Raw genomic sequence first — 26,288 nt, 5'->3', positions numbered from 1 at the left:
GAATTTGATGAAATAAGCGTGATGGATAATTAAACAAGATGCGAATATGCAAACGGATTTGAGTTTTTGGATTGGCTTTAATGTATTTGTATTGTTGATGCTTGCATTGGATTTAGGTGTGTTTAATCGTAAAGCGCATGAAATAAGCATTAAAGAAGCCATGATTTGGACAGGGGTTTGGATAACACTTGCCATGTGCTTCAATGGGCTTATTTATTATTGGCAAGGTGAGGTAAAAGCATTGGAGTTTTTTACGGGCTACATAATTGAAAAAGCATTGAGCGTAGACAATATTTTTGTATTCGTTTTAATTTTTTCTTATTTCAAAACTCCGGCGATTCATCAGCATAAAATTTTGTTTTGGGGAATTATCGGAGCGTTAATAATGAGGGCTGCTTTTATTTTTGCGGGAGTGGCGTTACTCGAAAAATTCCATTGGACGATTTATGTTTTCGGAGCGATACTGATTTATACAGGATATAAGATGCTTACGCAAAAGGAGATAATAATTGAGCCAGAGAAAAATCCACTTATAAAATTATTCAGAAGAGTAATGCCTGTTACTAATGAACTGCATGGGGGTAAATTTTTTGTAAAACAAGATGGAAAACGGTTTGCAACGCCTTTGTTTTTAGTATTGGTGTTGATTGAAACCACCGATTTGATTTTTGCGGCAGATAGCATTCCTGCAATACTGGCAATCACACAAGACCATTTTATTGTTTATACATCAAATGTGTTTGCAATACTTGGCTTGCGCTCTTTGTATTTTGCACTGGCAGGAATGATGGATAAGTTCCGGTATTTGTCGAAGGGACTTGCTTTGATATTAATATTTGTCGGGCTCAAAATGTTGCTGGTTGATTTCTACAAATTGCCAATACAAATTGCATTGTTGGTAATTGTTGTTATTTTAATCTTGAGCATAGCAGCATCATTGATGTCTAACAAGAGATTATAATAGGTTTAATCACTAAATTAAATAGTTTTTGGCTATAATAACAATCAATATAAAAGATAATGGATAAAATTCTTGTTACCACCGATTTTTCTTCTAACTCAAAAGCAGGGTTGCGTTTTGCCATTCAATTGGCATCCCAACATAAATTTGAGTTAACTTTTTTTCATTCCTATTACATTGCAAATCTTACATCAAGGAGTGATGCCATCTTCGTTGATTATGAAAAAACAGAAGCGGATAAAATTCAAAAAAAACTGAACCAATTTGTAGAATCGGTTTATAGGGACATTGATGTTGTTTCCGAAAATAAAAAGTGTGTAATAAAAAGTGCTGTTTTTGCAGACAGCAATGTCAGGGAATATGCTCAGGAAAATAAATTCAGTTTTATCTGCATCAGCACCAGAGGCTCAGGAAAACTAAAAAAAATATTCGGTACAAACACTTCCAGTCTAATCTCCCATTCAATAGTCCCTGTTATAGCCGTACCCCACAATTATCGTCGAAGTGAGATAAATAGCGTCATTTATGCCTCCGATCTTGTAAATCTTGAAAATGAACTGGAAAAAGTAATTGAATTCACAAAGCCATTAAAGGCAAAAGTTGAAATACTCCATTTCAATTACCCCACCGAAATCACAACAAATAAAAACACCATAGATGAATTGGTAAAAAAAAATTCAAAGCATAATATTAAACTGCATATCGAAAATATCAATCTGGCCAAGAGTTTAATTTCAAACATAGAAGCGGTAATTAAGCAGTCAAAACCCTCCATGATGATTATGTTCACGCAACAAAACAGAAGTTTTTTCGACAAAATATTTTTCTCCAGTAACTCAGCCAATTATTCTTTTAATGCCAAAGTACCGTTGCTTGTATTTAATAAAATAGAAGGCCAAGAAATGGAGAGATAAAAAAAAATGGTAAAAATACTCATGGGCAACTTCCACTAATTGACTGATTTTAATACTTACCAACAACTTTAGGAGAAGATCAGTAAACTTTTATTACTCTAAAACACAAATTCTAAAGTTGTATAAAAAGTTCTGGTATCAGAAGGTATTATTCCTGGACCTGGATAACCAGTAGCTCTCCTTGTAAAATAACTATTGTTTGTGAAATTAGTAATTCCAGCTTCCAGTTTCCAGCTTTTCCATTTGTAGGAAGTTGAAAAATCAGCTACATAATAGGCTGGGATTTGACCAAAAATACCATATGTATTGTCATTTACATCTGTTTTACTGTTGTTTGCTTCCGTAAATTGAGAAGATACATAGGTGAATTGTACACTTGAAATAAAGTTTTTATACCCAATTCCTGTTCCTGTTTTTATGTTGTAAAGCGGTACAAATTCCACTTTGTTCCCTTCAATATTTGGTGCGTCCGATTTTAGATATTCCGAATTGGTAATAGCGATATTGGAGAATACATTCCAAGAAAAGTTGTCGTTTTGTTTGAAAAATGTTTTATTTAAACTCCAATCGAACATCGTTTCAAAACCATACGTCACTGCTGTTCCAATATTATCTCGAAATCTTACTATTGCTGCTGAACCATTGGGATTTCTAGTTTCATATTCACCAATTTTATCATCATAATACAATCCGTAAACACTTGCGTCAAAAGTTACTTTGTCGCCTATTTGCCCGCGAATTCCAATATCCGAAGTATAGCCTTTTTCATCTGTAATATTTTCATCAATCACCTGACTTGGACTTACGGTTCGAATATCATTAAAAGTTACAGAGCGATAGTTTTGTGAAACATTTCCATAAAATTCAATTCTGTTTCGTGGTTTATAGCTTAATCCAACTCCTAATAAAACAAAGTTTCTGTCTTTTATATTATTTTCAAACTTAGTTTCGTCTAAAATCACATTTCCTGCTAAATCAAGATTTATTTTCCGATAAGAACCTTCGGCTTGTGTTTTTATTTTTTCAAATCTAAAACCGGGAGTAACAGAGAAATTAGGCGTTATTTTAAAGATATTCTCTCCAAAAACAGATACATTCAAGTTCGGATATGTATAATTGGATTGATTTTGATAAAAAGGGAATTCTGCATCAGTAACATCAAAATTGGCATCACTACCAGAGCTTCCCGGACCTTGAATTCCGGAATTTTCAGATTGGTAATATTTGGCTCCAATTAAAAAAGCACTGATGTTGTTTTTTATTTTGTACCGTTTTAAAAATCGTGCTTCAGCACCCCAATTGACAAATTTCCCTACTATTAAATCTCTTTCCGTTCCTAATACATCAGGATTAGAAACTCTATTGGAACGATATCCAACAGCTTTGCGACTAGCATCTAGCCCAAATAATTGCAGTGAAAAATCGGCATTAGCATTAAATTTATGTTTTAAGCGCAATGCAAATAAGTTCCAATTAACTGCAAACCAATTCCTGGTTCTGTTGCTTTGTGATGGGTTGTCGTTAAACATCACATCGGTCAATCCGCCGGCTTGTTGGGCTAAATAATTAAAATAAGTGTAGTCAAAATGCACGGAAGTTTTATCGTTGAATTGATAATTTAAATTTCCAAAATAATTTTTACTCTCGAATTCAGAATTGGATCTAAAACCATTTCCTTGCTTGTAATTATAAAAGGTGTAGTAACTGAATTTATCTTTTGTACCGCTTAATGAAGTGAAATTGGTAAACAAACCATAAGATCCAATGGTATTTCTTGTTGTAAATTCGAATGGTTTTTTGCTTGGCGTTTTTAATTTAAAATTTACTAATCCGCCAAATTGGGTTCCATATTGCAATGATGCTGCACCGCGAATTACTTGAATTTCTTCGAGAGCCTCGGTAGGTGTTGCATAATAACTTTCGGGATAACCCAAAACATCGGCACTGATATCATAACCGTTTTGTCGGGTATTAAAATTGGATGTTCGGTTTGGATCCAATCCACGACCGCCAATGCTTAATTGTAAACCTCCATCTGAACTTTCGTTGATTGTTAATCCTACAACTTGAGCAAATATTTGACGTGCATTATTGGTTGCCTTGTTTGCCGTAAGTTTGTTTAACGAGATCACTTCGGTTTTCTTTCCGGCATAAATGGCGGTTTCATCAATATCCTTTAATTTATTGAGTGCAAATATTTTTTCCTTTTGTGTATTAATAAATACTTCCGAAAGGTTGGTGATTTTATCTAAAATAATAACAATACTTTCTTCAGATGTTGAAACTGTTTTTTCTAAAAAGGCATAATTTTCTTTATAAAAAACGAGTTCATAATTGCCTGATTTGTCTAATTCTATTGAAAACTCTCCTTTAGCGTTAGATAGGTATTTAGTCCCGGAAAATCTATTATATACTTCAACGGAAGCCAATATTCTACCATTGTCAGCTGTAGTTATTCCTGAAATTTTATATTGGGAAAAACTATTTATTGTAAACAATAAAAATAGGATGCAACTAAAATCCTTTAATTTCATCGTTGAAAGGTAATATCCAAGTTTTGTGATGGAATGTTTCATTTTCTTTGGCTAAATTTATTGTTGGATTGATATATTTTTGACTTAATCTTCCATTGAGAGCGACGTAGCTTTCTACTCTAACTTCCGGGTTATGAATACCTTGTTTTTGGTAATAATCGTGTAAAAAATGTGCGTATTCTAAAATAAAATCCGGTTGAAACGACATTTGCTTTTCCTGAAAAGTGGTTAAAAAATCACTGTTGTTTATCATTATATTTTCTTTCGTTTTCGCATCGGTAACAATAAATTGTGTATAACCGGCTTTTTCCATAAGCATCACGCGCCATGAAAATCGAAATCCTTCCTCGGTCCAGAATAATTCGTCCGGATATAATAAATATCGAAAGGGAAACAGTAATTGGAAAGTTATAAAACAGGTTAAAAAGGCTATTTTAGTTTTATAAATCCCATTGAAATTCTGAATTTTTTCTTTTCCGTTCTCAAAGAAAGTTATACTGAAATTGAATAATTTTGAAATAGTTTGCAAACACTTTTTATGAAAATCCGCATCAAAAAAGAGCAATGAACTTGCAATCATTATATACGGAAAAACACCAATTGGGAACAGAATTTTAGTCAGAATATGGAATACTACCACTAAAGCAAAAGCGAATAATCGGGTTCGTTTATATAATAATAAAAAAGGGATACTTAAATCGTAAATCATTCCTGTCCAACTGAACGCATAATGCACCCAATTTTCATTTAATAAAGAACCGATTATGGGTAAATTGGAATTATTGGGTAACCATATTTTGAGTGGCATAGCTTCAAAAAGCCAGTCGGAATTGAGTTTTGCCAAGCCTGCATAAAAATAGACAATTCCTAACAACAATTTTAAAATATCAATAGTCCAACTCGGGATTTTCTGAAAGGCTATTTTAGGATTTCTATAGGCATCAATAGAAAAAAAGGCATTTGCCGGTAAAAAAATCAGTATAAAACTTACCACCGTAATAAAGTAATAATGGTTCAGGTAAGTGGTTTTATCCATAAATTCTATGTAGGTAAAGCTCAGGAAAAAGGTAATGATCGATAATTTATATTTGTATCCAATGGCTACAAATAAAGCAGCTAACCCTGAAATGAAAAATAATAAATATGTATAATTCCCAAGAGGCTTTACCCACTCAAAACCATAATACGTAAAGTGAAATAGGGGTTGGATATAAAACTTTTCAATCCAACCATAACTCACAAATCGTATGAGACTTAAAACCATCATAAAGCCAAACGCTAGCCTAAAAAAAGCTAGCGTTGATGCCTCTGAATATTTATTTAGATATTTTGTTATGCTAAAACCCATAATTAATCGCCATCTCCATCTACATAATCAATAGTGATGTTTAATGCTTGCATCATATCTAGTTTTGTATAGATTATATTTTGCTGTAAAGCATCATAAGCGGCAATCATTTTTGAATTATCAGTATTTACTTGCTGTGAAAAACTATTGTTAAGCGTATTGTTTACAGTATAAATAGTAGCAAATTGATTGTTTATAATATCGCTTAGTTTTTGACCATTTCTAATCGAATTTAAAAAATCTAAATAGGTTTTTAAGCCTTCTCCAGTTGTTGTACTATTGAAATGTTTTCCATTAAAAAAATCTTGAGTTGCTTTTATTGAAGCATTCAACAATTCTTTTGAAATATCATTTTTATAATACCCTTCCACTTTTTCCGGATATTTAACACCACTTGAAAAAACGCCTGCTGGAATTCCTATTTTACCGGTACGAATGTCTTTTTCAAAGTTTTTTACAAATAAATTTGTTGTTTTGTTTACTGAGCTACTTACCGAAGTCCCGTTATTGGCTACGTAGCTATTTCTAAATCCTGAATTCCAGTCTGTTACAACTGCGTCGATATTTGTTTTTAGTTTGCTCACAACAGCTGTTAGATACTGCTTGTAATTTGCAGCATTTGTATTTGTAGTATAAAAACCAACAATTGATGCGTCATTTGTGCTCAAACCATTTATCAAATAATCCAATGCTGGAAAACCTTGTTTGTCAAGTTGAGACAACAATGCCAGATTGTAAATTCCGGAGGAAATATTTGATTCTATACCGATTGTATTTGTTGGATAAGTATTGGAAGCCATATTAAAATTGATTTCCTCTGCTTTACCCAAATTATACATCGATACATATTGATAGGCTTTGTAAGCTTCCAACCAAGAAGTTCTAACCGTTTGAAGATTTGCTTCAGTTGGAGTTGTAACAAAAGTATTTGTGTTAGTTATCAATGTTTGAACCTTTGCTTGATAATTTACATAACTTGGAACAATGATATTATCTGCCCAATTTGTTAAAAGTGCCGTTCTATCATAATTATTTCCGTCACTATTGTTTTCTCCCTCATTTGATGAGCAAGCTACAACTATAATAATAAGACTTAAAATTAATAGTATTTTTTTCATTTCTTAAAAATTTTCACAAAAGTACAAAAAGCAAGAGAAGTTAATTTCTCTTGCCTTGTTTTTTATTGAATTAATTTACTGTTGCTGCTTGAGCAACTGTAAAACCAAATTTTGTTGCAATTTGTAGAGATATAACATCTAGTTTTGCTCCCAATGTATCGATAGCCCACAGACCATTTGTTCCGCTTACCATAGAGGCTAACATTGCATCTACTTCTGCTTTTGTAAAATAGGGACTATTTGTTCCTGGTTTATTTGTATAACGCAGTGACATAATAAATCCATAAGCTTCAGTCAAAGCATGAAAAGCTTTTGCACCATTATCAGTTGCTAATTTACCTTTTCCTTCTTGCAAATAAAATACTGCTCTAACCGCAGGAATTATTGCTAATTTTGCTTTTATAATATCAATTTGTGCATCACGAACTTTATAATCATTGGCAACAATTGCTGCTCTACCTTTACGGAAAGCCAAATCAATATCGGCTTTAAGAGTGTTAAAGTCAGTATCGGCATTAACTTGATTGATATAACTGCTCCAGAATTTGAAAGTGTTTGGCGTAACAGTTAAATTATCTGCTCCATAAATATAACCATAAGCTTCATCCCAAGTGTGCTCCATTGTTGTGTAGGATTTACCTGCAACTAAAATTTTAGCAGTATTGTCTGCTTTATTGGTGCTTTCATCTAATTTATTTAAACTTAAATAATTATTAGCTATTTGATCCATAAAACAAGCGCCCATCATTCCTTTTAATAAAACTTGTTGAGGCTCTAATCCATTTGCTGCAAATAAGCGTTTGCTTGTTCCATCTAAATAAACACCTGCAACACCCGCTGAAGCAGTTGCTCCTTGACTGGCAGCATCAGCATTGTCGAATTGGGTTTCAAATAAATTACGAACACTTACTTGTTCAGCTATTGAACCACCGCCAAGATATAATGAAAAATAATCTTTTGAAGCAGCCGTTTTATCTTTTAATTGTTTCCCTGAAGTGTTTAAACCCGCACCAGTAAAACGATTGTTTGTGTTTAAATACATTTCAGACAAAACCGCATCATCAGCTACAGTTCCGTTTGTTGCGGCTGTACTAAAATATTTTCCCATCTCATCAAGCATTAATAAACGGCTCGATTGTCCTGAATAATCTACAGAAGTCACTGCGTTTCTTTCGAATGTGTAAGTTGCCGGAACGGTATAGTTAAAAGTTTCTTCAGCCGGTGTGTCGTCATTTGAACAAGAAGCAAGTGCTAAAGATAGAATTGATAATGCGGAAAGAGATGTTTTTTTAAAGTTCATTTCGATTAATTTAGATTGAATTAAAATAATTTATGCAAATATAAAACCTAAACGATAACAAACAAATTTTTATTTAAATTTATTCTAAATAAAATATAGTGACTTAACAAAATTCTATTTTTTTTTGCTAAAATTTAATTATTAACAGCAGTTAGGCAACTATTCTTAATTTCTGATGCAGCATTATTGCTGTGCTTATCGCATTATAGTTTGAAGAAAAAGTTATACTGGACATCCTAACCTAGCAATCACATAAAGTTAAGAAATAATCTTAATTTTAACCTATGAAACAAGTGTGCAAAATTTATGACAAAGCTTTTAAAGACAAAGCTGTCCAATTGAGTTATGAGAGAATAAACATATCAACACCTAATTGATTTGAATTCAATAAAGGTTTTGGATAAGAAAGTAAACTAAGATATGAACAGTTTATTAAATAAATTGATTTATCAGACAATAATAAAGAACAAACTACTATCATTTCGTATAATCTCCAAAAGTTAGTTTACCAAATATTAACCCAAAATAATTCACTGAAAGAGTAAAGTAAATTAGCTAAATTTGAAATAAATTCAACAATGACTTTACTCTTCCAGTATTTTAGAATACATAATCCACTTTCCAAAGAAGCTGAAAATGCTATTACTGAGATCTGCTCTATTATTAATATTAAAAAGAGTCAAGACTTACAATCCATTGGGCATACGTGTAAAACAATCTACTTTATAAATAAAGGAATGGCCCGAATTTATTATTATAAAGATGGTATCGATATTACCGAAAGTTTCGCTTTCGAAAATAATATTCTTGCACGAGTGGAAAGTTTATTTACTGGTAAACCATCTCGAAAAGCAATACAAATTTTAGAAGACAGCGAAGTAGTAGCTATTAATGCTACACAACTTTTTAAATTGTACGACACATTTCCTGAGATTGAAAGATTATTTCGTAAAATTTTTGAAACTGCGTACGTGGACACTGTAAATAGAATTGAAGGAATTCAATTTCATTCTGCCGAAGAGCGATATACGGCATTAATTTCTGAAGAACCTAATGTTTTGAAAAAAGTCCCGCTAAAACTCATTGCTTCTTACCTGGGCATCACACAAGTTAGCTTAAGTCGTATCAGGGCGATTAGGTGATTATTTATCATATGTTAAAGGAATAGCTTTTTTATGTGTAGACATTTGTGAAATAAAAAGAATTACAAAATGACACACATAAAAACTATTGACACCAAAACACTTCGTGACTGGTTAGAAACCGGAAAAGAAGTTTTAATAATCGACATTAGACCTATTCAGGAACGTGCGGAATGGTATATTCCTCAGAGTATTCACATAAATGCTTATGATAAATTAAAAGTAAACGACGATACTGCATTTCTAGGTTTGCATCTTGATAAGAATATTCCAGCGGTCGTAATTTGTGCTGGTGGAAAAACCAGTTTAATTGGTGCTGAAATGTTACAAAATCAAGGTTTTGATGCTTATTCTTTGGAAGGAGGAATGAGAGGCTGGAGTTTATCTTGGAATACTGCCAAAATTACTTTTCCTAATTTTGAAATTATTCAATTAAGAAGAACAGGTAAAGGCTGTCTTTCATACATTGTGGTTTCAAATAAGGAAGCTTTTATAGTTGATGCTTCTCTTCCCATTGAAGTTTACGAACAAATTTTAGAGCAAGAAAGTCTTACTTTAAAATATGTAATCGAAACACACATTCACGCTGATCACATTTCCAGATCAAAACAATTAGCTGATAAAAAGGATGTCCCTTTATTTCTTCCTTACTCGAATAAAGTAATCTTTGCCTTTGAGCCAATAAATGACAACATTATTTTTGAATTAGGAGACATTAAAATCAAAGCAATTAAAACCCCTGGACACACTTTAGAAAGTACCACATTTTTAGTAGACGAGAAAGTATTATTAACAGGTGACACTCTATTTATAAATGGTGTGGGAAGACCCGATTTAAAGGCTAATAATGATGAAGCATTAGAAAAAACAAAAAATCTTTATCAATCATTACAAACATTGTTAGCACTTGACGAAAATACTATTGTATTACCTTCTCATACAAGCCAGCCTATTGATTTTGATAATCAACCTATTCAAACAAGTATTGGTTTTGTAAAAAATAATGTATCGATACTACAATTAAATGAAAATGATTTTACAAATGCCATTTTGCAACGTATCCCACCAACACCTGCCAATTATCTATCAATTGTTGATTTGAATTTAAAAGGTGATTTTAGCGATATAAATCCAATTGATTTAGAAGCTGGAGCAAATAGATGTGCAATTTTGTAACCAATTAAGAATGGAAATCAAATTAGGATTAAAAGAAAACTGGAAACAATTTTGGTTATTGGTTTTTATCAATGCGCTTGTTGGCGGAATGATAGGATTGGAAAGAACTTTATTGCCTGAAATTGCAGAAAAAGAATTTCATCTTTCATCGACTTCAATTGTTTTATCATTCATCGTACTATTTGGTTTATTTAAAGCCATAACAAATTATCTCGCGGGAGCTATAGCCAATAGATTTGGTAGAAAAAGGTTATTGTTATATGGTTGGCTTATTGGTATTCCTGTTCCGTTTATTCTCATTTATGCTAACAATTGGAACTGGATTTTATTTGCCAATGTTTTGCTTGGTATCAATCAAGGACTAACCTGGTCAAGCACCGTAGTAATGAAAATGGACTTAGTTGGCGAGAAACAAAGAGGCTTTGCCATGGGGTTAAATGAGTTTGCAGGTTATGGAACATTAGGGCTTGTAGCTTATTCGACAAGTATAATAGCCAGTAATTATGGGCTAAGACCCTACCCTTTTTGGATAGGAATTGTAATTGTAATTCTTGGAACTTTACTAACGTGGTTTTTTGTAAAAGATACTTCTGGGCACGTAAAAAAAGAAACACAAATAAATAATACTATTCCACTCTTAAAAAACACATTTACAGAAACAAGTTGGCTGCACAAAAATTTAGGTTCTGTAACTCAGGCAGGATTAGTAAACAATTTAAATGATGCAATGATTTGGGGAATAATGCCAGTATTATTGGCGCAACGAGGTTTTGGAATTGACAATATTGGAATAATTACAGCAACATATCCAATTGTTTGGGGCTTAGGACAACTAATAACAGGAAAACTTTCGGACATTTATTGTAAAAAAGATTTACTTTTTTGGGGAATGTTGTTGCAAGGGTTGGCAATATTATGTTTAGTTTTTTCTACAACAATTTTTCATTACATTACGATTTCAATACTATTAGGGATTGGAACTGCAATTGTTTATCCAACCTTCTTATCAAGTATTGCAGAAGATACAAATCCGGAACAGAGAGCAAAAACTATTGGAGTGTTTCGATTTTGGAGAGATTTAGGGTATGTGATAGGCGCACTAGTAACAGGTATTTTGACAGATTTTTTAAGTATTGAATTTTCTATTGGAACTATTGGAATACTTACCATTATTTCTGCAATTATTATTATTTATAGAATGTCCTGTAAAACACAATTAAAAAGACCGCTTTTCTTTTTTCTCACCGCTAACAGAAAGTAAATAGTTTTTAACTTCTTCAGCTGTTGGTTCTTGATTTTTAAAATGTGTTACAGCTGTTTCTATATTCGATTAAAAAGCTGTTATTTTATTTCTAAATAGTTTATTATACTTTTCTTTTGCTTTAACTGTGGCTGGATCATAAACAATAGACCTCTTTTTTCGCGAAGAATTCCGAAGTGTTTTGTGAAACTGATGCCTCTAGAGCGTATTCAAATTTTTTGTGTTTGACTATACCATACTACTTTATTAGCAAATGCTCCGCTGATTTTTGCCATACCAATTCAGTGCTAGTGCGCTCATCCAGCTTTGAGTTTATATCTGTAGGCAGTGCTTTCATAAGAGCAAAGCTGCAAATTTATATTCGATGGATTCTATAATTAGGGCTCTATTTTTATGATAAAAGATGAAAAATACTGATAAATAATTATTTTTTTATTTTTAAGATTATGCCTTGTTTTACAGTGGTTAAAGCTATTTTTAGTGAGTTTGCAGAGTATGAAATAGGGTATGAGTTATAAGGTATGAATTCGTTACGAAGCATAACTTTTTTGCAAAAGTGATCATTTACACCATGTTTCAAGTTTTTGTGGTTCAAGTAATGTTAAAATTAAAAACTTTAGGCTGATTTTTAGGAGCGAATGATCTAGTTTTATTTGGAGACATTGTTCCCGCTGTCATTCTAATCTTTCTAGTCCTGAACTTGTTTCAGGAACTTGAAACAACTTCAGGACTAGAAAGGATTTTCCCTTCCATCGGGGCTAAGAAAAAAAGATGTTTTTTAATTTTCAATAAAATAATGTAAATTTGGGTAGTTAAAAAATTCTCTGCCAAATACCCTCTATAAATTTCCGGTTGAGCCAATAATTAATATCGAAAAAGTTAGATTTGCAGCCATTTGGAGTTTTAAAATTATCTATTCTGTCGAGAAAGAAAATATTGTGATTTTAAGAGTTTTTAATGCGATACAAAATCCCAAAAAACTAAAATAATAAGCCTTGCAACTATCCGTCATTATCCTCAATTATAACGTTCGCTATTTTCTGGAACAATGTGTATTAAGCGTGCAAAATGCGTTAGAAACCATTGACGGCGAAATCATTGTAATCGATAATAATTCTTCTGATGATAGTTGTACAATGATGAAGCAGCGTTTTCCAAACATAAAACTCATTCAAAATAGCGAAAATTTAGGTTTTCCAAAAGGCAATAATATAGGAGTTGCTCAAGCTCAAGGCGAATACATTTGCATTCTCAATCCAGATACAGTCCTCGCTGAAGATACGTTTGTGAAAGTATTGGCTTTCGCAAGATTGCTTCATTCTTCGCAATTAAACGATTCAACGGGAATTATAGGGTGTAAACTTATTGATGGCTCCGGAAATTTTCTGCCCGAAAGCAAACGTGGCGTTCCTAAACCTTGGGTCGCTTTTACTAAAATTACAGGTTTGTGCAAATTGTTTCCCTCCCGAAGTTTCGGGACAAGAATATTCGGGAAATATTATGCACAACATTTAAATGAAAATGAAACGGGAAAAGTGGACATTCTCGTAGGAGCTTTTATGTTCATGAAAAGAGATTTATATCTTGAAGTAGGCGGTTTTGATGAAGATTGTTTCATGTATTCAGACGATATTGATTTGTCTTATTTGATGTTGCAAAAGGGAAAATCCAATTACTATTTCCATCAAACCACCGTAATACATTATAAAGGGGAAAGTACTATTAAGGACGAAACGTATATGAAGCGTTTTCAGGAAGCAATGAATTTCTTTTATAAAAAGCATTTTCGTCCCGACGGTTCGGGATCCGTTATATTTTTTCTTTTTATGAAAATAGGAATTGTTTTTTTTTCTTTTGTGAAAATGTTTCAGGGAAAACCCAAAATAAAAATCCCTCCAAAATCATATCTGCTTTATTCTTCAAATGAAAAATTAGTAAGTAAAGTGGCTTTAGTTTTGCAAAAAAAAGTCTCATTTCACGATTTAAAAACAGAAAAAATGGTAATTTCGTCTTCGCTAAGAAGTGGAGATGAAACCGAAATTATTTTGGATAATGAATTCGTTTCTTTTAAAGAAAGCATCGCAATTCTCGAATCTTCAAGAAATAAAGGATTTACCTTTAAAATTATTCCAAAAAACGCTAATTTTTTAATTGGAAGTAATAATAGTAACGAAAGAGGTGAGGTTATTAAAATAGAGTGAAAAATTACATTAAATGTAATTTATATTCAAAATATTTAGTAATTTCGCAAACTGAAAATCAAAATCACCTTTTAGGTTAATAATATGGCAAGATTTGAATTAAAGCTTCCAAAAATGGGAGAAAGCGTTGCAGAAGCGACTATTACAAATTGGTTGAAACAAGTTGGAGACAAAATTGAAGCCGATGAAGCGGTACTTGAGATTGCTACTGATAAAGTCGATAGCGAAGTGCCAAGTGAGGTTTCAGGGGTTTTAGTAGAACAATTGTTTGGTAAAGATGATTTGGTTCAAGTAGGGCAAACCATTGCCATTATTGAAACGGATAGCGCTGCCGTTACTGAAACGGTACAAGAAGTGGAAGTTCCGGTTGCCGTTGCGGCAATTGAAAAAACAGTTGATGCAGCCAAAGAAGCGGTTGCTGTTCCAGCAGATTTCTCAAATTCCGAAAAATTCTTGTCACCTTTGGTTAAAAATATAGCCAAAGAAGAAGGTGTTTCGGTTGCCGAATTAGAATCGATTTCTGGAACTGGAAAGGATGGAAGAGTTACTAAAAATGATATTTTAGAGTACGTAAAAGATAGAACAAGCCAGCCTGTAGTTTCGACTCCGGGTGTAGCAGCTCAAAAAACAATAACAGTTCCAGTTGCTCAAAAAGCAGCTCCGATATCCTTAAGTGGTGGTGATGAAATTATAGAAATGGATAGAATGCGCAAGTTAATTGCGGGTTATATGGTCGCTTCGGTACAAACATCAGCGCACGTTCAGTCATTTATTGAAGTGGATGTGACAAATATTGTAAAATGGAGAGAAAAAAATAAAATTGCTTTCGAAAAGAGAGAAGGGGAAAAGTTGACTTATACTCCAATTTTCATGGAAGCAGTTGCAAAAGCAATAAAAGATTTTCCTGGAATGAACATCTCTGTAGATGGTGATTTTATCATCAAAAAGAAAAATATTAATCTAGGAATGGCCGCGTCATTGCCAAACGGAAATTTGATTGTGCCAGTAATTAAAAATGCGGATCAATTAAATTTAGTTGGAATGGCAAAAGCAGTCAACGATTTAGGAGGCCGCGCAAAAGCTGGAAAACTTAAACCAGATGATACACAAGGCGGAACGTACACTGTTACGAATGTGGGAACTTTTGGAAGTGTTTTTGGTACGCCGATTATCAATCAACCGCAAGTGGGAATTTTAGCCCTTGGAGCAATCCGTAAAATGCCAGCGGTAATTGAAACTCCAGAAGGGGATTTTATTGGTATTCGTCAGAAGATGTTCTTGTCGCACAGTTATGACCATAGAGTCGTAGATGGAGCTTTAGGAGGTAGTTTTGTGAAACGAGTGGCTGAATATCTGGAAGCTTTCGATATCGACAGAGATTTTTAATAGTTTCAAAATTATAAAGAGTAACCCTTTCAGCGTTTTTAAAATCTGAAAGGGTTTTGTTTTTTATAACTTCGCGTCTTCGTACTTTCGAGTCAAAATAAATTAGTAAAATTAATGGTTAAAATTTATATTTGTACTCATACAAAATTTAAAAATGGAACTTAAACTCAATAAACCAATTTGCTTTTTCGATCTTGAAACCACAGGAATTGATATCGGAAAGGATAGAATTGTAGAAATCTCAATATTTAAAGTTTTTCCGAACGGAAACAAGGAAAGCAAAACGTGGTTAGTGAATCCAACCATTCCAATTCCGCCTCAAACAACCGCTGTTCATGGAATTACAGACGAAAAAGTGGCGAGTGAACCAACTTTTAATGAATTAGCAACGCAAGTTTATAATATGATTAAAGACAGTGATTTGGCTGGATTTAATTCGGATCGTTTTGATATTCCATTACTTGCTGAAGAAATGTTGAGAGCCGGAGTGGATTTTGATATGAAAGGCAGGGTTTCAGTAGATGTGCAAACCGTTTTTCATAAAATGGAAGAGCGCACATTAGGTGCTGCACATAAATTTTATTGCGGTAAAACGCTTGAAAATGCGCATTCTGCCGAAGCGGATACCATGGCGACTTACGAAATTTTAAAAGCGCAACTAGATCGTTATCCTGAATTGGAAAACGATATGAAATTATTATCGGAATTTACTACAAGAAAGAGAATTGCTGATTTTGCCGGTATGATTGCTTTTGATAAAGATGACGAAGAGATTTTTGCTTTTGGAAAACACAAAGGAGTTAAGGTGAATAAAGTCTTAGAAACAGAGCCTGGTTATTTCAGTTGGATGCAAAATGCAGATTTTCCTTTGTATACTAAAAAGGTATTGACGGCGATTAAATTAAGAAAATTAAATACAAAATAAGTTTTTAGTTGCAGTTTGTAAGCTGCGACTGAAAACTGAATACTAATATTTATGAAGATAATCTGCATCGGTAGGAATTATGCCAACCATATAGAGGAATTACAAAACGAAAGACCTACAGAACCAGTGGTTTTTATGAAGCCGGATTCGGCTGTTTTATTGAAACAGCATCCGTTTGTAATCCCTGAATTTTCGGAGGATATTCATCACGAGATTGAAATTATTGTCAAAATAAATAAGGTTGGTAAATACATCGAGCCTAAGTTTGCCCATAAGTATTATGATGAAATTAGTGTGGGAATTGATTTTACCGCGCGTGATTTGCAAAGTCAATTAAAAGCTAAGGGTTTGCCTTGGGAAAAAGCCAAAGCATTTGATGGCTCGGCGGTTATAGGAGAATTTTTACCAAAAAATCAATTTAGTTCATTAGAAAATATTACTTTTGAATTAACCAACAATAATAAAACGGTACAAATAGGTAATTCTAGTCTTATGCTGTGGAAAATTGATGAGCTAATTTCGCATGTTTCTCAGTTTTTTACCTTAAAAATTGGGGATATCATATTTACGGGAACTCCAGAAGGAGTTGCTGCCGTAAAGCCGGATGACGTTTTAGAAGGGTTTTTAGAAGGACAACAACTATTTAGAATACAAGTAAAATAATGGCTATAAACTACAACCTTTCAAAAGTGTACGCACTTTCAGACAACGATGCAGAATTTGTAAATGAAATTTTGACTTTGTTCGTTACTGAAGTTCCAGACGATTTATTGCAAATCAAAGAAGGGATTAAAAAGAAAGACCATAAGCATGCTTATGCTTATGCGCACAAAATAAAACCAACGCTGGATTTGATGGGTTTAAATGTGGCTTTTGAAGAAATTCTTCAAATCGAAGCCTGGACTAAAGCCGAAGGTAAAAAGAAAGACATCAAAGAAACTTTTAAGAGCGTTAAAAATCAGGTCAATGATGCTATCAAAGAAATTAAAAAAGACTTTGATCTATAAAATCGGGGCCGGTCTGTCCATTACACCCTGACGAAGTAATCTCTTGAAGAAAAATCAGGAGAAATTTCACTTTTATCCCTAACACAAAAACGGAGTGTGCTAATTTAGACATTCCTCTTTTTAGATTATAATCTCACAAAAAATTTCACTTAGAAAAAATGAAAGCAACCATAGTTACTATAGGTGACGAAATTTTAATAGGCCAAATTGTCGATACAAATTCTGGTTTTATTGCTAAATCGTTCGATAAAATTGGTGTTGAAATTAACGAAATGATTTCAATAAGCGACGACAAAACACATATTTTAGATACGTTTGCCAAGCTTCAAAACACAGTAGATTTGGTTATTATTACTGGCGGTTTAGGGCCAACAAAAGATGATGTAACTAAGAAAACATTTTGTGATTATTTTGAAGATGAATTAGTTGTTGATCAAAAGGTACTTGCTCATGTTACGCAAATTATTGAGGGTTTTTATAAGCGAACAATTACCCAAATCAATAAGGACCAGGCATTGGTTCCATCAAAATGTACTGTACTTCACAATCAGGTAGGAACTGCGCCAGGAATGTGGATGAAAAAGGAAAATACAGTATTTATTTCGCTTCCGGGAGTTCCTTTCGAAATGAAATATTTAGTAGAGCATGAGATAATTCCAAAAGTTGTCCGTGAATACAAACGCCCCTATATTCTTCATAAAACAATTCTTACTTACGGTCAAGGAGAAAGTATGGTTGCTGAGCGTATTGAAGAATGGGAAAATAACCTTCCTGAATATATCAAATTAGCATATCTGCCTGCGCCGGGAAGAGTTCGTTTGCGTCTTTCGGCTCGTGGGACTGATAAAGGAAAATTAGAAGCCGCCATTGAAGAAAATGTAAAATCGCTGGATACTATAATCCATGATATTATCGTTGGTTTTGATGATGATGAAACCCTGGAAGTGGTAGTAGGAGAAATGTTAAGAAAACAACAAAAAACCATTTCTACTGCCGAAAGTTGCACAGGGGGGAAAATCGCAGAAGTTTTGACTTCGGTTTCTGGTTCTTCCAAATATTTTAAGGGGAGTGTGGTTTCGTATGCGACAGCCGTTAAAATTGATGTTTTAGGTATACCTGAAAACCTCATAAAGGAATATTCTGTTGTGAGTAGAGAAGTAGTTTCGGCTATGGCTTTGAGTATACAAAAGATGATGAAAACAGATTATGCAATTGCTACAACCGGAAACGCAGGACCGTCAAAAGGAGACTCAGATGCAGAAATTGGGTCCGTTTTTATCGCATTGGCTACACCAAGCGAAGTAATTGTTGAAGAATTTAATTTTGGTCAACCCCGTGAAAAAGTGATAGATAGAGCCGTAATTAAAAGTTTAGAGCTGTTGCAGAAAGAAATTTTGAAAAATGTGTAATATTTTCTTTGCGTAATAGGTTTATTTTTCTTTTCTTTGCACCCTGATTTTGAATAACGATAAAAGATAAGTATAATGTCAAGAGTTTGTGACCTTACAGGTAAAAGAGCGATGGTAGGAAATAACGTTTCTCACGCTATGAACAAAACTAAGAGAAAATTTTCTGTAAACTTAGTTAAAAAGCGTTTTTATCTTCCAGAAGAAGATAGATGGATTACTCTAAGAGTAGCTGCATCTACGATAAAAACAATTAATAAAAATGGAATCGCTGCAGTTTTGAAAAAAGCGCAGTCAGAAGGATTTATTAAATAATCCATTCCAAAATAAAAAAATAGCAAGATGGCAAAGAAAGGTAATAGAATCCAGGTAATTTTAGAATGTACTGAACACAAAACATCAGGTGTTGCAGGGACTTCAAGATACATAACAACAAAGAACAAAAAGAATACTCCAGACAGATTAGAGATTAAGAAATTTAATCCAATCTTGAAGCGTGTAACTGTTCATAAAGAAATTAAATAATAATTAGTCATGGCAAAGAAAACAGTAGCATCGTTACAGACATCTTCTAAGAGATTATCAAAAGCCATCAAAATGGTGAAATCTCCAGTAACAGGAGCATATACATTCGTAGAATCTATTATGACTCCAGAAGCAGTTGATGAATTCTTGAAAAAGAAATAATTCATAAGCGTATTATATAGAAAAGCTACTTTCATTCGGAAGTAGCTTTTTTATTTTCTATATTTACCGATTAGAAAAACGTAAGGGTTTTTAAGACTACTACATCATTTTTATACCACAAATACAATGAGTTTTTTTAAAAAAATATTTTCTTCCGAGAAAAAAGAAACATTAGACAAAGGTCTTGAAAAATCAAAAACTAATTTCTTTTCGAAGTTAACTAAAGCGGTTGCCGGAAAGTCAAAGGTTGATGATGAAGTTTTAGATAATCTAGAGGAAATCCTTGTTGCTTCAGATGTAGGTGTGAATACTACACTGAAAATAATCACTCGAATTGAAAATCGTGTTGCCTCAGATAAATATCTGGGTATAGAAGAACTCAATCAAATATTGCGAGAAGAAATCGCCGCGTTGTTATCTGAAACAAATACCGGTGAAGCTAGTGAATTTGTAATTCCGACTCAAACAAAACCTTATGTTTTAATGGTGGTTGGTGTGAACGGAGTTGGGAAAACAACTACTATTGGTAAATTGGCGTATCAATTCAAAAAAGCGGGTTATAAAGTAGTTTTAGGTGCAGCGGATACTTTTCGTGCTGCAGCCATTGATCAATTGCAAATATGGGCGGATAGAGTAGGTGTGCCTATTGTTCGTCAAGATATGGGAAGCGATCCGGCCTCAGTAGCTTTTGATACTTTACAATCAGCGGTTGCTCAAAATGCCGATATTGTGATTATTGATACTGCGGGACGTTTGCATAACAAAATTAATTTAATGAATGAATTGACCAAAGTGAAACGTGTAATGCAAAAAGTTGTTGGTGATGCGCCACACGATGTATTATTGGTTTTGGATGGTTCTACCGGTCAAAATGCTTTTGAGCAAGCAAAACAATTTACAGCCGCTACTGAGGTTACTTGTTTAGCGGTTACTAAACTGGATGGAACAGCCAAAGGTGGAGTTGTTATAGGAATCTCAGATCAATTTCAAATTCCTGTAAAATACATTGGTGTTGGAGAAGGAATAGAAGATCTTCAGGTTTTTAATAAATATGAATTTGTTGACAGTTTTTTTAAATAATAATTAGGTAATGAATTTTTCTTCCATCAAAAATAGCAATCCCATTTATTTTTACTTTGTAAGTATTATTTCTTTTATATTGGCAAATCTTATCCGAGATAAAAGTATTGGTTTGTATTATTTCTTATTGGTAATTGGTTTGGTTTTCTTCGTTTTAGGTTTTATGAAACGATTGAAAACAAAATAGATTTATTGATACAAGGCATTGATTTTTTGCCATAACACATCATCAAAATCAGACAAAGCCAGATTGGTATTATCTGCAGCATCACCCATTCTGATAACGACCATTTTCTTGCTTGGAATGACATAGATTTTTTGGTCATTTTTTCCTAATGCCATAAACATATCGTTTGGTGCAGACGGTATGATACTTCCGGGAATTGTAAGTTGGGATTGCGGCAAATGATAGCTGCTTTTTCCATTCAGCCACCATAAATAGCCATATCCTAAATTAATGTTTTGCGAAGTAGTTGTTGCTTCGGTAAAGTAGTTTTCATTCAAAATTACGGTGTTATCCCATTTTCCTTTGTTGCACATCAGTAATCCAAAACGCGCCATGCTGCGCGTGGTGCTTCCATAAACAGAATTGTTACCAGACTGAAACCAAGCGCCATCCATGCCTATTTTGTCCCTTAATTTGGTGTTGAAATAAGTGTTCCAAGTTTGACCGGAAGCTTGCGCAATAACATCTTGTAATTTTACATACACATTATGATAGGCCCATCGCGTTCCTGCATCGGCCTTGTATTGCAGACCTGCAGGAGAGACAGTATCGCCATTAGCGATGTCTTCGATACCTGAAGTCATGGTGAGTAAGTTTTTGCAGGTAATTAGATTTTCTTTGGCTAATGTTTCACTTGTCCAACCCGTTCCAATGTATTGTGAAACTTTATTGTTGATGTTCAAAAATCCTTCTTGTTGTGCAATCCCAGTTAGTGTTGCTGTCAATGTTTTGCCGGCGCTTGCCCAATACCAATTGGTCGCTGCTGTATGTCCATTGAAATAATTTTCCATTACAATTCGGCCATTGACCAGAATAATGAAACCTTTGGAGTGTTTCAGTTCTAAATAATCCAAAAGTGGCTGAACAGCAGTTTGTTTCCAACCCAAACTTGCAATTGATTTTGTTTCCCAAGTTGTACCTGTTAATGGAGGAAAATAGAGCGTTTCTGTAGGTGTAGGAGTGGGAGTTGGGTCGGCAGATCCTGAACTGCAACTCATGCACAAAAATGCGAAAAGCAGGCTGTAGATTGTTTTAGACATGTTCTGGCTATTTGTAGGGTAAGACCAAAAATATAGAAAATAGTTTAATGTGTTTTGAATTTTTTGTTTTTGTTTGAGTTTATTAAGTTTAACTTTGTCCTTAGAATAAAGTTTCTTTTTTATTCGAATGCATAGCCCTGATGGAAATGACATCCTTTCCCGTCCTGAATTTGTTTCAGGATCCTGAAACAAGTTCAGGACGGGAAAGATATAACGGACAGCAGGAAATAGCTCCAAAAAATAAATTAAATATGAAAAATACATTCACAATTCTTTTTATAGCACTCTTTTTTGTGGCGTGTCAGCAAAAGATAAAGCCAGCCGATGTTGAGAAATTAAATGGGTATTGGGAAATTGAGAAGGTTACTTTCGATACTGTAAAAGATAAGGATTATAGTATTAATGAAAGCTATGATTACTTTGAAATAGATAAAAATAATAAAGGAATTCGGAAGAAGGTAATACCGCAATTAGACGGGACTTTTTTAGTGAATGATACTTATGAAAACGTGACGGTGCGATTCAAAGACGATAAAGCTTATATTGATTATTCGACTCCTTTTACAAAATGGAGTGAGGAATTAATCACTTTGACCGATGATGAATTAGTGTTGCTGAATGCAGAAAAAAAAGAATATCATTACAAGAAAACGGGACCAATAAATTTACTGGGCGATGGCAAAAAGGTTAAATAATCAAAGTACGATTGGGGATGTTTTGAAACAAATTATCCAAGTGAATAAACTGCAACCCGGAATGGATCAAATTGACGTTAAAGACGCATGGAAAAATCTGATGGGGAACGGTGTGAACAGTTATACGAATAATGTGGTTTTGAAAGGAAGTACATTGTACGTTGAGTTAACTTCATCAGTATTAAGGGAAGAATTAAGTCACGGAAAATCTAAGATTGTCGCTATGATTAATGAGGAATTGCGTCGTGATGTGGTTAAAGATGTTGTTTTGAGATAATGCTTTTAGATTTATTTGATTGTAAATAAAAAAAATCCCGTTTCAATTTTGAAACGGGATTTTGATTTATACAAAATTTCTAAATCTTAATTCAAAAATCTGAAATCTTCAATTATAAATTAAAACTGCTCTCTTCCGGCAAAATGGAAAGCACCTTCGATAGCTGCATTTTCATCGCTATCAGAACCGTGAACTGCATTTTCTCCAATAGAAGTAGCATATGCTTTACGGATAGTTCCTTCGGCAGCTTCAGCAGGATTTGTTGCGCCAATTAAAGTTCTGAAATCTTCAACAGCGTTATCTTTTTCTAAAATAGCAGCAACAATTGGTCCTCTTGACATGAATTCCACTAATTCACCATAAAAAGGTCTTGCAGCATGAACTTCATAAAATGCTTGAGCATCAGCTACAGTTAATTGTGTTAATTTCAAAGAAATAATTTTGAAACCTGCAGTGGTAATCATAGCAAGTATGTTTCCGATGTGTCCGTTAGTAACAGCATCAGGTTTAATCATTGTAAAAGTTCTATTCGTAGCCATTTTTGTGTTTTTTAAATTTTGTGCAAAAATAGTATTTTTTTATTGAATGTTTTTACAAATAAGATATTGAAATAATGCTGATTTTAATTAAAGTACAATTATTTCAAAATTAGATTGCAACGGTTTTAATTGTTTGATCAATGCAGGAATCAAATGCTCTCCGTTTTCCAAATAGAATTCCGCAAAATTAGCTTGACGTTCCTGTAAACTTTGGTTAGGGAACAATTCGTTTTGCAAGTCCGTGATGCGTTGTAAAATAGCGCTCAAATTTCTTTTTTGAGCCTTCAGTAATCGTTTTTCCAGATTTTCTAATCCTCTAGTTTGTTTTGCTTCCTGCGCTTTTACCGCTCCAATGAAAGATTTATCCGTTTTGTTTGCTACTTCATAAAGGACTTCAAATTGTTTTTGCAATTGCTCTTTCAGATTGGTCAAATCGATTGGAAATTCCGATAATTGTTTGGTTTTATTATTTATTAAATGGGTTTGTTTTGAAAACAAATCGGTCCAAGTTAAATCTAGTTTGTCTGCTTTTTTGGCTTGTTTTTCGGTTGCCAATAGTACCGAATTTCGTAGTAAAAGCATTGGGAAAGTCACTTTTGCGGAAGCAAAAAAGGATTTCAATTCCAACCAATACGCAATTTCTCCGCCTCCGCCAATATAACATAAATTGGGTAATATTACTTCCTGATACAATGGACGCATAATCACATTAGGACTAAATTTTTCAGGATGGTTTTCTATTAGTGTTAGAATTTCCGTTTCCGAAAACTCAATTTTAGTATGGTTTACTTTGTATGTATTGTTTTCAAAAACGATGCGTTCGCGTAAATTATCTTCAATATAAAACAAATTGATTTCACGAGGATTTACTTGAACGGTATACTCTTTTAGTTTTTCGGCAGTTTCAAGTACTAATGAATGAGAAGACTGGTGTAGTAATTCTTCTTTTATAAAAGGAATAAAATTGCGTTTTAAATCTTGATTATCAGCGTCCAGAATTACTAATCCGTAAATTCCAAACAAAGCATTCGCTAAATGTCTTGTGGCATCGGCTAGATTATCATGTTTGATGTAAGAGTCCTCAAATAATTTTTTTATGGCATTTGCATTCAAGCTGGAACCAATTTCCAATGCAAATATTTCAAGAAATTCATCCAAGCCTTCAGTGGATAATCTCCCAACAGGACCAGTGCTTTCTCTGTTCCAGTGGAATTTTTTCCCTTTAAAATTAAAATAATTGATTTCTTCAAAATCATGGTCTTCAGTTGCCATCCAATAAATGGGAGCAAAATTATACGTTGGGTATTTCGCTTTTAATTCGGTTGTCAAATTAATAGTAGAAATAATCTTATACAGGAAATATAAAGGACCACTGAATAAATTTAATTGATGTCCAGTAGTAACAGTAAATGTATTTGTATTGCTTAATGCGTCAATATTTTGTTTGGTCAAAGCCGAAGTTTCCACATTTAAATATTGTTTTTGTAAAACAGAAACTAATGTTTTTCGGGAAGTATCATCAAAATTTGCTTGCTTCTCCAGAATTTGTCCTTCAAAGTTTTCAAGCGTTGGGAATCTGTTATATAGGGATTGTAAGTTTGTCTTTTGGTCTAAATAATCATTCATCAAAGGAGAGAAATATCCGGAATTCTGATAGCTGATACAGTCGGTTGGCATAATAAATTTTTATATGTTGCTAAATTACCACTAATAATTGGAACTATAATATTTGTTACTTTCGAAAAATAGTATCAATTTTATCGAATATTTTAACATTCCTATGAAAGATAATTCAAATCCGAATAAAGAAAATTCATTAAAACATGTTCTTTTTGGCAGTTTAATTGGTACAACTATCGAATTTTTTGATTTTTATATTTATGCAAATGCAGCCGTTTTAGTTTTTCCTCAATTGTTTTTTCCTTCAGCAGACAGTACTAATTCGGTTTTGCTATCCTTGGCCACGTTTTCGATAGCGTTTCTTTCACGACCTCTTGGTTCGGCGGTTTTTGGTCATTATGGAGATAAAATCGGCCGCAAGACTACCTTAGTAATCGCGCTGTTGACGATGGGAATTTCAACAGTGAGTATTGGTTTCTTACCGAGTTATGCCAGCATTGGAATTGCTGCCCCTTTATTGTTAATGTTGTGCCGATTTGGTCAAGGAGTTGGTTTAGGAGGAGAATGGGGTGGGGCCGTATTATTGGCCATCGAAAATGCTCCGCCAAATAAACGTGCTTGGTATGGTATGTTTCCCCAATTAGGAGCACCAATAGGCTTATTGCTTTCGGGAGGGACTTTCTTGATTTTGACTGATACGATGAGCGCCGATGCTTTTCTGGATTATGGCTGGAGGATTCCGTTTATAGCGAGTTCGTTATTGGTTGTTGTCGGTTTTTATATTCGATTAAAAATCACCGAAACTCCCGCTTTTGAAAACTCTAAAAAAGAACAAGAAGAAGTGAAAATACCATTTTTTACTTTATTGAAATTTTATAAAAACCAATTGATTTTTGGCACATTTGCCGCCATTACTACTTTCTTGGTGTTTTATCTCATGACGGTATTCACGCTCAGCTGGGCAACTTCTGATTTGGGTTATTCTAAAAGAGATTTTCTATTGATGCAGTTGTTTTCGGTATTGTTTTTTGCACTTTTAATTCCTGTTTCGGCCCTAATTGCGGATCGTATTGGGCGTAGAAAAATGCTAATTTATGCCACGAGTGCTATTGCTATTTTTGGTTTTGCATTTTCTTTTTTCTTAAACTCAGGCAGTACCATTCTAGTGACTTTGTTTTTATGTGTTGGAATGGCTTTGATGGGATTTACGTATGGCCCTTTGGGTACTTTTTTATCAGAATTGTTTCCTACCACCGTTCGTTACTCAGGGACTTCTTTAGCATTTAATTTGGCAGGAATCATCGGAGCGGCTTTTGCGCCCATGATTGCGATTTGGTTGGCGACGCAATATAGTTTGACCTATGTTGGTTTTTATTTGAGTACTGCAGCCTGTATCTCTTTATTTTCGTTGTTTATGATTAGTAAAGAAGAGCATAAGTTTTGAT

The 26,288-nt window shown here is 33.6% G+C and carries 26 protein-coding genes; 19 read left to right on the top strand and 7 right to left on the bottom strand.

The window, feature by feature from the left end; all coding sequences use genetic code 11:
• Window positions 1–46 precede the first annotated feature (46 nt).
• Both ACNQGG_RS11065 and ACNQGG_RS11060 read left to right on the top strand, forming a co-directional pair.
• Window positions 47–961 carry a TerC family protein gene (locus ACNQGG_RS11065; protein ID WP_417963950.1) on the top strand — a complete coding sequence of 305 codons (915 nt, stop codon included), beginning with the start codon at window positions 47–49 and terminating at the stop codon, window positions 959–961.
• A gap of 59 nt (window positions 962–1,020) precedes the next feature.
• Window positions 1,021–1,875, top strand: a complete 855-nt coding sequence (locus ACNQGG_RS11060; protein WP_417963948.1) for a universal stress protein — start codon at window positions 1,021–1,023, stop codon at window positions 1,873–1,875.
• A 98-nt stretch (window positions 1,876–1,973) separates the two neighbouring features.
• Here the strand turns inward: ACNQGG_RS11060 and ACNQGG_RS11055 are convergent, their stop codons facing one another.
• The 4 genes from ACNQGG_RS11055 to ACNQGG_RS11040 form a co-directional block, all read right to left on the bottom strand.
• Window positions 1,974–4,409, bottom strand: a complete 2,436-nt coding sequence (locus ACNQGG_RS11055) for a TonB-dependent receptor domain-containing protein (RefSeq protein WP_417963982.1) — start codon at window positions 4,407–4,409, stop codon at window positions 1,974–1,976.
• A complete protein-coding gene (locus ACNQGG_RS11050; protein ID WP_417963946.1) occupies window positions 4,390–5,757 on the bottom strand; it encodes an HTTM domain-containing protein in 1,368 nt (455 codons plus the stop codon). Before ACNQGG_RS11050 ends, ACNQGG_RS11055 begins: the two co-directional genes overlap by 20 nt.
• A 2-nt stretch (window positions 5,758–5,759) precedes the next feature.
• Window positions 5,760–6,875 carry an imelysin family protein gene (locus tag ACNQGG_RS11045; RefSeq protein ID WP_417963944.1) on the bottom strand — a complete coding sequence of 372 codons (1,116 nt, stop codon included), beginning with the start codon at window positions 6,873–6,875 and terminating at the stop codon, window positions 5,760–5,762.
• A gap of 70 nt (window positions 6,876–6,945) precedes the next feature.
• Entirely contained in the window at window positions 6,946–8,175 is a 1,230-nt protein-coding gene (locus tag ACNQGG_RS11040) for a DUF4856 domain-containing protein (protein ID WP_416858867.1), read from the bottom strand.
• A 578-nt stretch (window positions 8,176–8,753) separates the two neighbouring features.
• Between ACNQGG_RS11040 and ACNQGG_RS11035 the strand changes: the two genes are divergently transcribed.
• The 14 genes from ACNQGG_RS11035 to ACNQGG_RS10970 all read left to right on the top strand — a co-directional run bounded on the left by ACNQGG_RS11035 (window position 8,754) and on the right by ACNQGG_RS10970 (window position 20,633).
• Window positions 8,754–9,317 carry a Crp/Fnr family transcriptional regulator gene (locus tag ACNQGG_RS11035; protein ID WP_417963942.1) on the top strand — a complete coding sequence of 188 codons (564 nt, stop codon included), beginning with the start codon at window positions 8,754–8,756 and terminating at the stop codon, window positions 9,315–9,317.
• Between the two features lie 69 nt (window positions 9,318–9,386).
• Window positions 9,387–10,493, top strand: a complete 1,107-nt coding sequence (locus ACNQGG_RS11030; RefSeq protein WP_417963940.1) for an MBL fold metallo-hydrolase — start codon at window positions 9,387–9,389, stop codon at window positions 10,491–10,493.
• A 10-nt stretch (window positions 10,494–10,503) separates the two neighbouring features.
• Complete coding sequence (locus tag ACNQGG_RS11025) at window positions 10,504–11,754, top strand: MFS transporter (RefSeq protein WP_417963938.1); 1,251 nt, start codon at window positions 10,504–10,506, stop codon at window positions 11,752–11,754.
• A gap of 995 nt (window positions 11,755–12,749) precedes the next feature.
• Complete coding sequence (locus ACNQGG_RS11020) at window positions 12,750–13,955, top strand: glycosyltransferase family 2 protein (protein ID WP_417963936.1); 1,206 nt, start codon at window positions 12,750–12,752, stop codon at window positions 13,953–13,955.
• A gap of 84 nt (window positions 13,956–14,039) precedes the next feature.
• Window positions 14,040–15,341: a dihydrolipoamide acetyltransferase family protein gene (locus tag ACNQGG_RS11015; protein WP_417963934.1), complete on the top strand. Its 1,302-nt coding sequence runs from the start codon at window positions 14,040–14,042 to the stop codon at window positions 15,339–15,341.
• Between the two features lie 154 nt (window positions 15,342–15,495).
• Window positions 15,496–16,266 (top strand): exonuclease domain-containing protein, encoded by a 771-nt coding sequence (locus ACNQGG_RS11010; protein WP_417963932.1) that lies wholly within the window; start codon window positions 15,496–15,498, stop codon window positions 16,264–16,266.
• Between the two features lie 51 nt (window positions 16,267–16,317).
• Window positions 16,318–16,929 (top strand): fumarylacetoacetate hydrolase family protein, encoded by a 612-nt coding sequence (locus ACNQGG_RS11005; RefSeq protein WP_417963930.1) that lies wholly within the window; start codon window positions 16,318–16,320, stop codon window positions 16,927–16,929.
• A complete protein-coding gene (locus ACNQGG_RS11000) occupies window positions 16,929–17,273 on the top strand; it encodes an Hpt domain-containing protein (protein WP_143386771.1) in 345 nt (114 codons plus the stop codon). The genes ACNQGG_RS11005 and ACNQGG_RS11000 overlap by 1 nt, the downstream gene beginning before the upstream one ends.
• Before the next feature lie 158 nt (window positions 17,274–17,431).
• Window positions 17,432–18,682, top strand: coding sequence for a CinA family nicotinamide mononucleotide deamidase-related protein (locus ACNQGG_RS10995; protein ID WP_417963928.1), 1,251 nt, complete (start codon window positions 17,432–17,434; stop codon window positions 18,680–18,682).
• Between the two features lie 75 nt (window positions 18,683–18,757).
• Window positions 18,758–18,994, top strand: a complete 237-nt coding sequence (rpmB, locus tag ACNQGG_RS10990) for a 50S ribosomal protein L28 (protein ID WP_024980263.1) — start codon at window positions 18,758–18,760, stop codon at window positions 18,992–18,994.
• Window positions 18,995–19,021: 27 nt separating this feature from the next.
• A complete protein-coding gene (gene rpmG / locus ACNQGG_RS10985) occupies window positions 19,022–19,204 on the top strand; it encodes a 50S ribosomal protein L33 (RefSeq protein ID WP_017495179.1) in 183 nt (60 codons plus the stop codon).
• 9 nt (window positions 19,205–19,213) lie between these two features.
• On the top strand, window positions 19,214–19,366 hold the full coding sequence (locus ACNQGG_RS10980) for a DUF4295 domain-containing protein (RefSeq protein WP_143386768.1): 153 nt from the start codon (window positions 19,214–19,216) through the stop codon (window positions 19,364–19,366).
• Window positions 19,367–19,492: 126 nt separating this feature from the next.
• On the top strand, window positions 19,493–20,446 hold the full coding sequence (gene ftsY / locus ACNQGG_RS10975; RefSeq protein WP_417963925.1) for a signal recognition particle-docking protein FtsY: 954 nt from the start codon (window positions 19,493–19,495) through the stop codon (window positions 20,444–20,446).
• 10 nt (window positions 20,447–20,456) lie between these two features.
• Entirely contained in the window at window positions 20,457–20,633 is a 177-nt protein-coding gene (locus ACNQGG_RS10970; RefSeq protein ID WP_417963923.1) for a hypothetical protein, read from the top strand.
• 2 nt (window positions 20,634–20,635) lie between these two features.
• Here ACNQGG_RS10970 and ACNQGG_RS10965 read toward each other — a convergent pair whose 3' ends face one another.
• Window positions 20,636–21,712, bottom strand: a complete 1,077-nt coding sequence (locus ACNQGG_RS10965) for a serine hydrolase domain-containing protein (protein WP_417963921.1) — start codon at window positions 21,710–21,712, stop codon at window positions 20,636–20,638.
• A gap of 146 nt (window positions 21,713–21,858) precedes the next feature.
• On the opposite strand from ACNQGG_RS10965, the gene ACNQGG_RS10960 reads away from it, so the two are divergent.
• On the top strand, window positions 21,859–22,407 hold the full coding sequence (locus tag ACNQGG_RS10960; RefSeq protein ID WP_417963919.1) for a lipocalin family protein: 549 nt from the start codon (window positions 21,859–21,861) through the stop codon (window positions 22,405–22,407).
• On the top strand, window positions 22,388–22,684 hold the full coding sequence (locus tag ACNQGG_RS10955) for a DciA family protein (protein ID WP_073355171.1): 297 nt from the start codon (window positions 22,388–22,390) through the stop codon (window positions 22,682–22,684). Before ACNQGG_RS10960 ends, ACNQGG_RS10955 begins: the two co-directional genes overlap by 20 nt.
• Before the next feature lie 119 nt (window positions 22,685–22,803).
• Here ACNQGG_RS10955 and ACNQGG_RS10950 read toward each other — a convergent pair whose 3' ends face one another.
• Window positions 22,804–23,223 (bottom strand): nucleoside-diphosphate kinase, encoded by a 420-nt coding sequence (locus ACNQGG_RS10950; RefSeq protein WP_417963916.1) that lies wholly within the window; start codon window positions 23,221–23,223, stop codon window positions 22,804–22,806.
• Window positions 23,224–23,310: 87 nt separating this feature from the next.
• On the bottom strand, window positions 23,311–24,900 hold the full coding sequence (bshC, locus tag ACNQGG_RS10945; protein WP_417963914.1) for a bacillithiol biosynthesis cysteine-adding enzyme BshC: 1,590 nt from the start codon (window positions 24,898–24,900) through the stop codon (window positions 23,311–23,313).
• Window positions 24,901–25,003: 103 nt separating this feature from the next.
• Between bshC and ACNQGG_RS10940 the strand changes: the two genes are divergently transcribed.
• A complete protein-coding gene (locus ACNQGG_RS10940; protein WP_417963912.1) occupies window positions 25,004–26,287 on the top strand; it encodes an MFS transporter in 1,284 nt (427 codons plus the stop codon).
• The last annotated feature ends 1 nt before the right edge of the window (window position 26,288 follow it).

Origin of the sequence: Flavobacterium esculini, assembly GCF_048284325.1 — a bacterium.
GTDB lineage: Bacteria > Bacteroidota > Bacteroidia > Flavobacteriales > Flavobacteriaceae > Flavobacterium.
This window is presented reverse-complemented; position numbering and strand designations above follow the sequence as displayed.

Bases quoted from the DNA above. Each gene is read 5' to 3' on its own strand.
- ACNQGG_RS11065 (WP_417963950.1), top strand. From the start codon at position 47: ATGCAAACGGATTTGAGTTTTTGGATTGGCTTTAATGTATTTGTATTG.
- ACNQGG_RS11060 (WP_417963948.1), top strand. From the start codon at position 1,021: ATGGATAAAATTCTTGTTACCACCGATTTTTCTTCTAACTCAAAAGCA.
- ACNQGG_RS11055 (WP_417963982.1), bottom strand. From the start codon at position 4,409: ATGAAATTAAAGGATTTTAGTTGCATCCTATTTTTATTGTTTACAATA.
- ACNQGG_RS11050 (WP_417963946.1), bottom strand. From the start codon at position 5,757: ATGGGTTTTAGCATAACAAAATATCTAAATAAATATTCAGAGGCATCA.
- ACNQGG_RS11045 (WP_417963944.1), bottom strand. From the start codon at position 6,875: ATGAAAAAAATACTATTAATTTTAAGTCTTATTATTATAGTTGTAGCT.
- ACNQGG_RS11040 (WP_416858867.1), bottom strand. From the start codon at position 8,175: ATGAACTTTAAAAAAACATCTCTTTCCGCATTATCAATTCTATCTTTA.
- ACNQGG_RS11035 (WP_417963942.1), top strand. From the start codon at position 8,754: ATGACTTTACTCTTCCAGTATTTTAGAATACATAATCCACTTTCCAAA.
- ACNQGG_RS11030 (WP_417963940.1), top strand. From the start codon at position 9,387: ATGACACACATAAAAACTATTGACACCAAAACACTTCGTGACTGGTTA.
- ACNQGG_RS11025 (WP_417963938.1), top strand. From the start codon at position 10,504: ATGGAAATCAAATTAGGATTAAAAGAAAACTGGAAACAATTTTGGTTA.
- ACNQGG_RS11015 (WP_417963934.1), top strand. From the start codon at position 14,040: ATGGCAAGATTTGAATTAAAGCTTCCAAAAATGGGAGAAAGCGTTGCA.
- ACNQGG_RS11010 (WP_417963932.1), top strand. From the start codon at position 15,496: ATGGAACTTAAACTCAATAAACCAATTTGCTTTTTCGATCTTGAAACC.
- ACNQGG_RS11005 (WP_417963930.1), top strand. From the start codon at position 16,318: ATGAAGATAATCTGCATCGGTAGGAATTATGCCAACCATATAGAGGAA.
- ACNQGG_RS11000 (WP_143386771.1), top strand. From the start codon at position 16,929: ATGGCTATAAACTACAACCTTTCAAAAGTGTACGCACTTTCAGACAAC.
- ACNQGG_RS10995 (WP_417963928.1), top strand. From the start codon at position 17,432: ATGAAAGCAACCATAGTTACTATAGGTGACGAAATTTTAATAGGCCAA.
- rpmB (WP_024980263.1), top strand. From the start codon at position 18,758: ATGTCAAGAGTTTGTGACCTTACAGGTAAAAGAGCGATGGTAGGAAAT.
- rpmG (WP_017495179.1), top strand. From the start codon at position 19,022: ATGGCAAAGAAAGGTAATAGAATCCAGGTAATTTTAGAATGTACTGAA.
- ACNQGG_RS10980 (WP_143386768.1), top strand. From the start codon at position 19,214: ATGGCAAAGAAAACAGTAGCATCGTTACAGACATCTTCTAAGAGATTA.
- ftsY (WP_417963925.1), top strand. From the start codon at position 19,493: ATGAGTTTTTTTAAAAAAATATTTTCTTCCGAGAAAAAAGAAACATTA.
- ACNQGG_RS10970 (WP_417963923.1), top strand. From the start codon at position 20,457: ATGAATTTTTCTTCCATCAAAAATAGCAATCCCATTTATTTTTACTTT.
- ACNQGG_RS10965 (WP_417963921.1), bottom strand. From the start codon at position 21,712: ATGTCTAAAACAATCTACAGCCTGCTTTTCGCATTTTTGTGCATGAGT.
- ACNQGG_RS10960 (WP_417963919.1), top strand. From the start codon at position 21,859: ATGACATCCTTTCCCGTCCTGAATTTGTTTCAGGATCCTGAAACAAGT.
- ACNQGG_RS10955 (WP_073355171.1), top strand. From the start codon at position 22,388: ATGGCAAAAAGGTTAAATAATCAAAGTACGATTGGGGATGTTTTGAAA.
- ACNQGG_RS10950 (WP_417963916.1), bottom strand. From the start codon at position 23,223: ATGGCTACGAATAGAACTTTTACAATGATTAAACCTGATGCTGTTACT.
- bshC (WP_417963914.1), bottom strand. From the start codon at position 24,900: ATGCCAACCGACTGTATCAGCTATCAGAATTCCGGATATTTCTCTCCT.
- ACNQGG_RS10940 (WP_417963912.1), top strand. From the start codon at position 25,004: ATGAAAGATAATTCAAATCCGAATAAAGAAAATTCATTAAAACATGTT.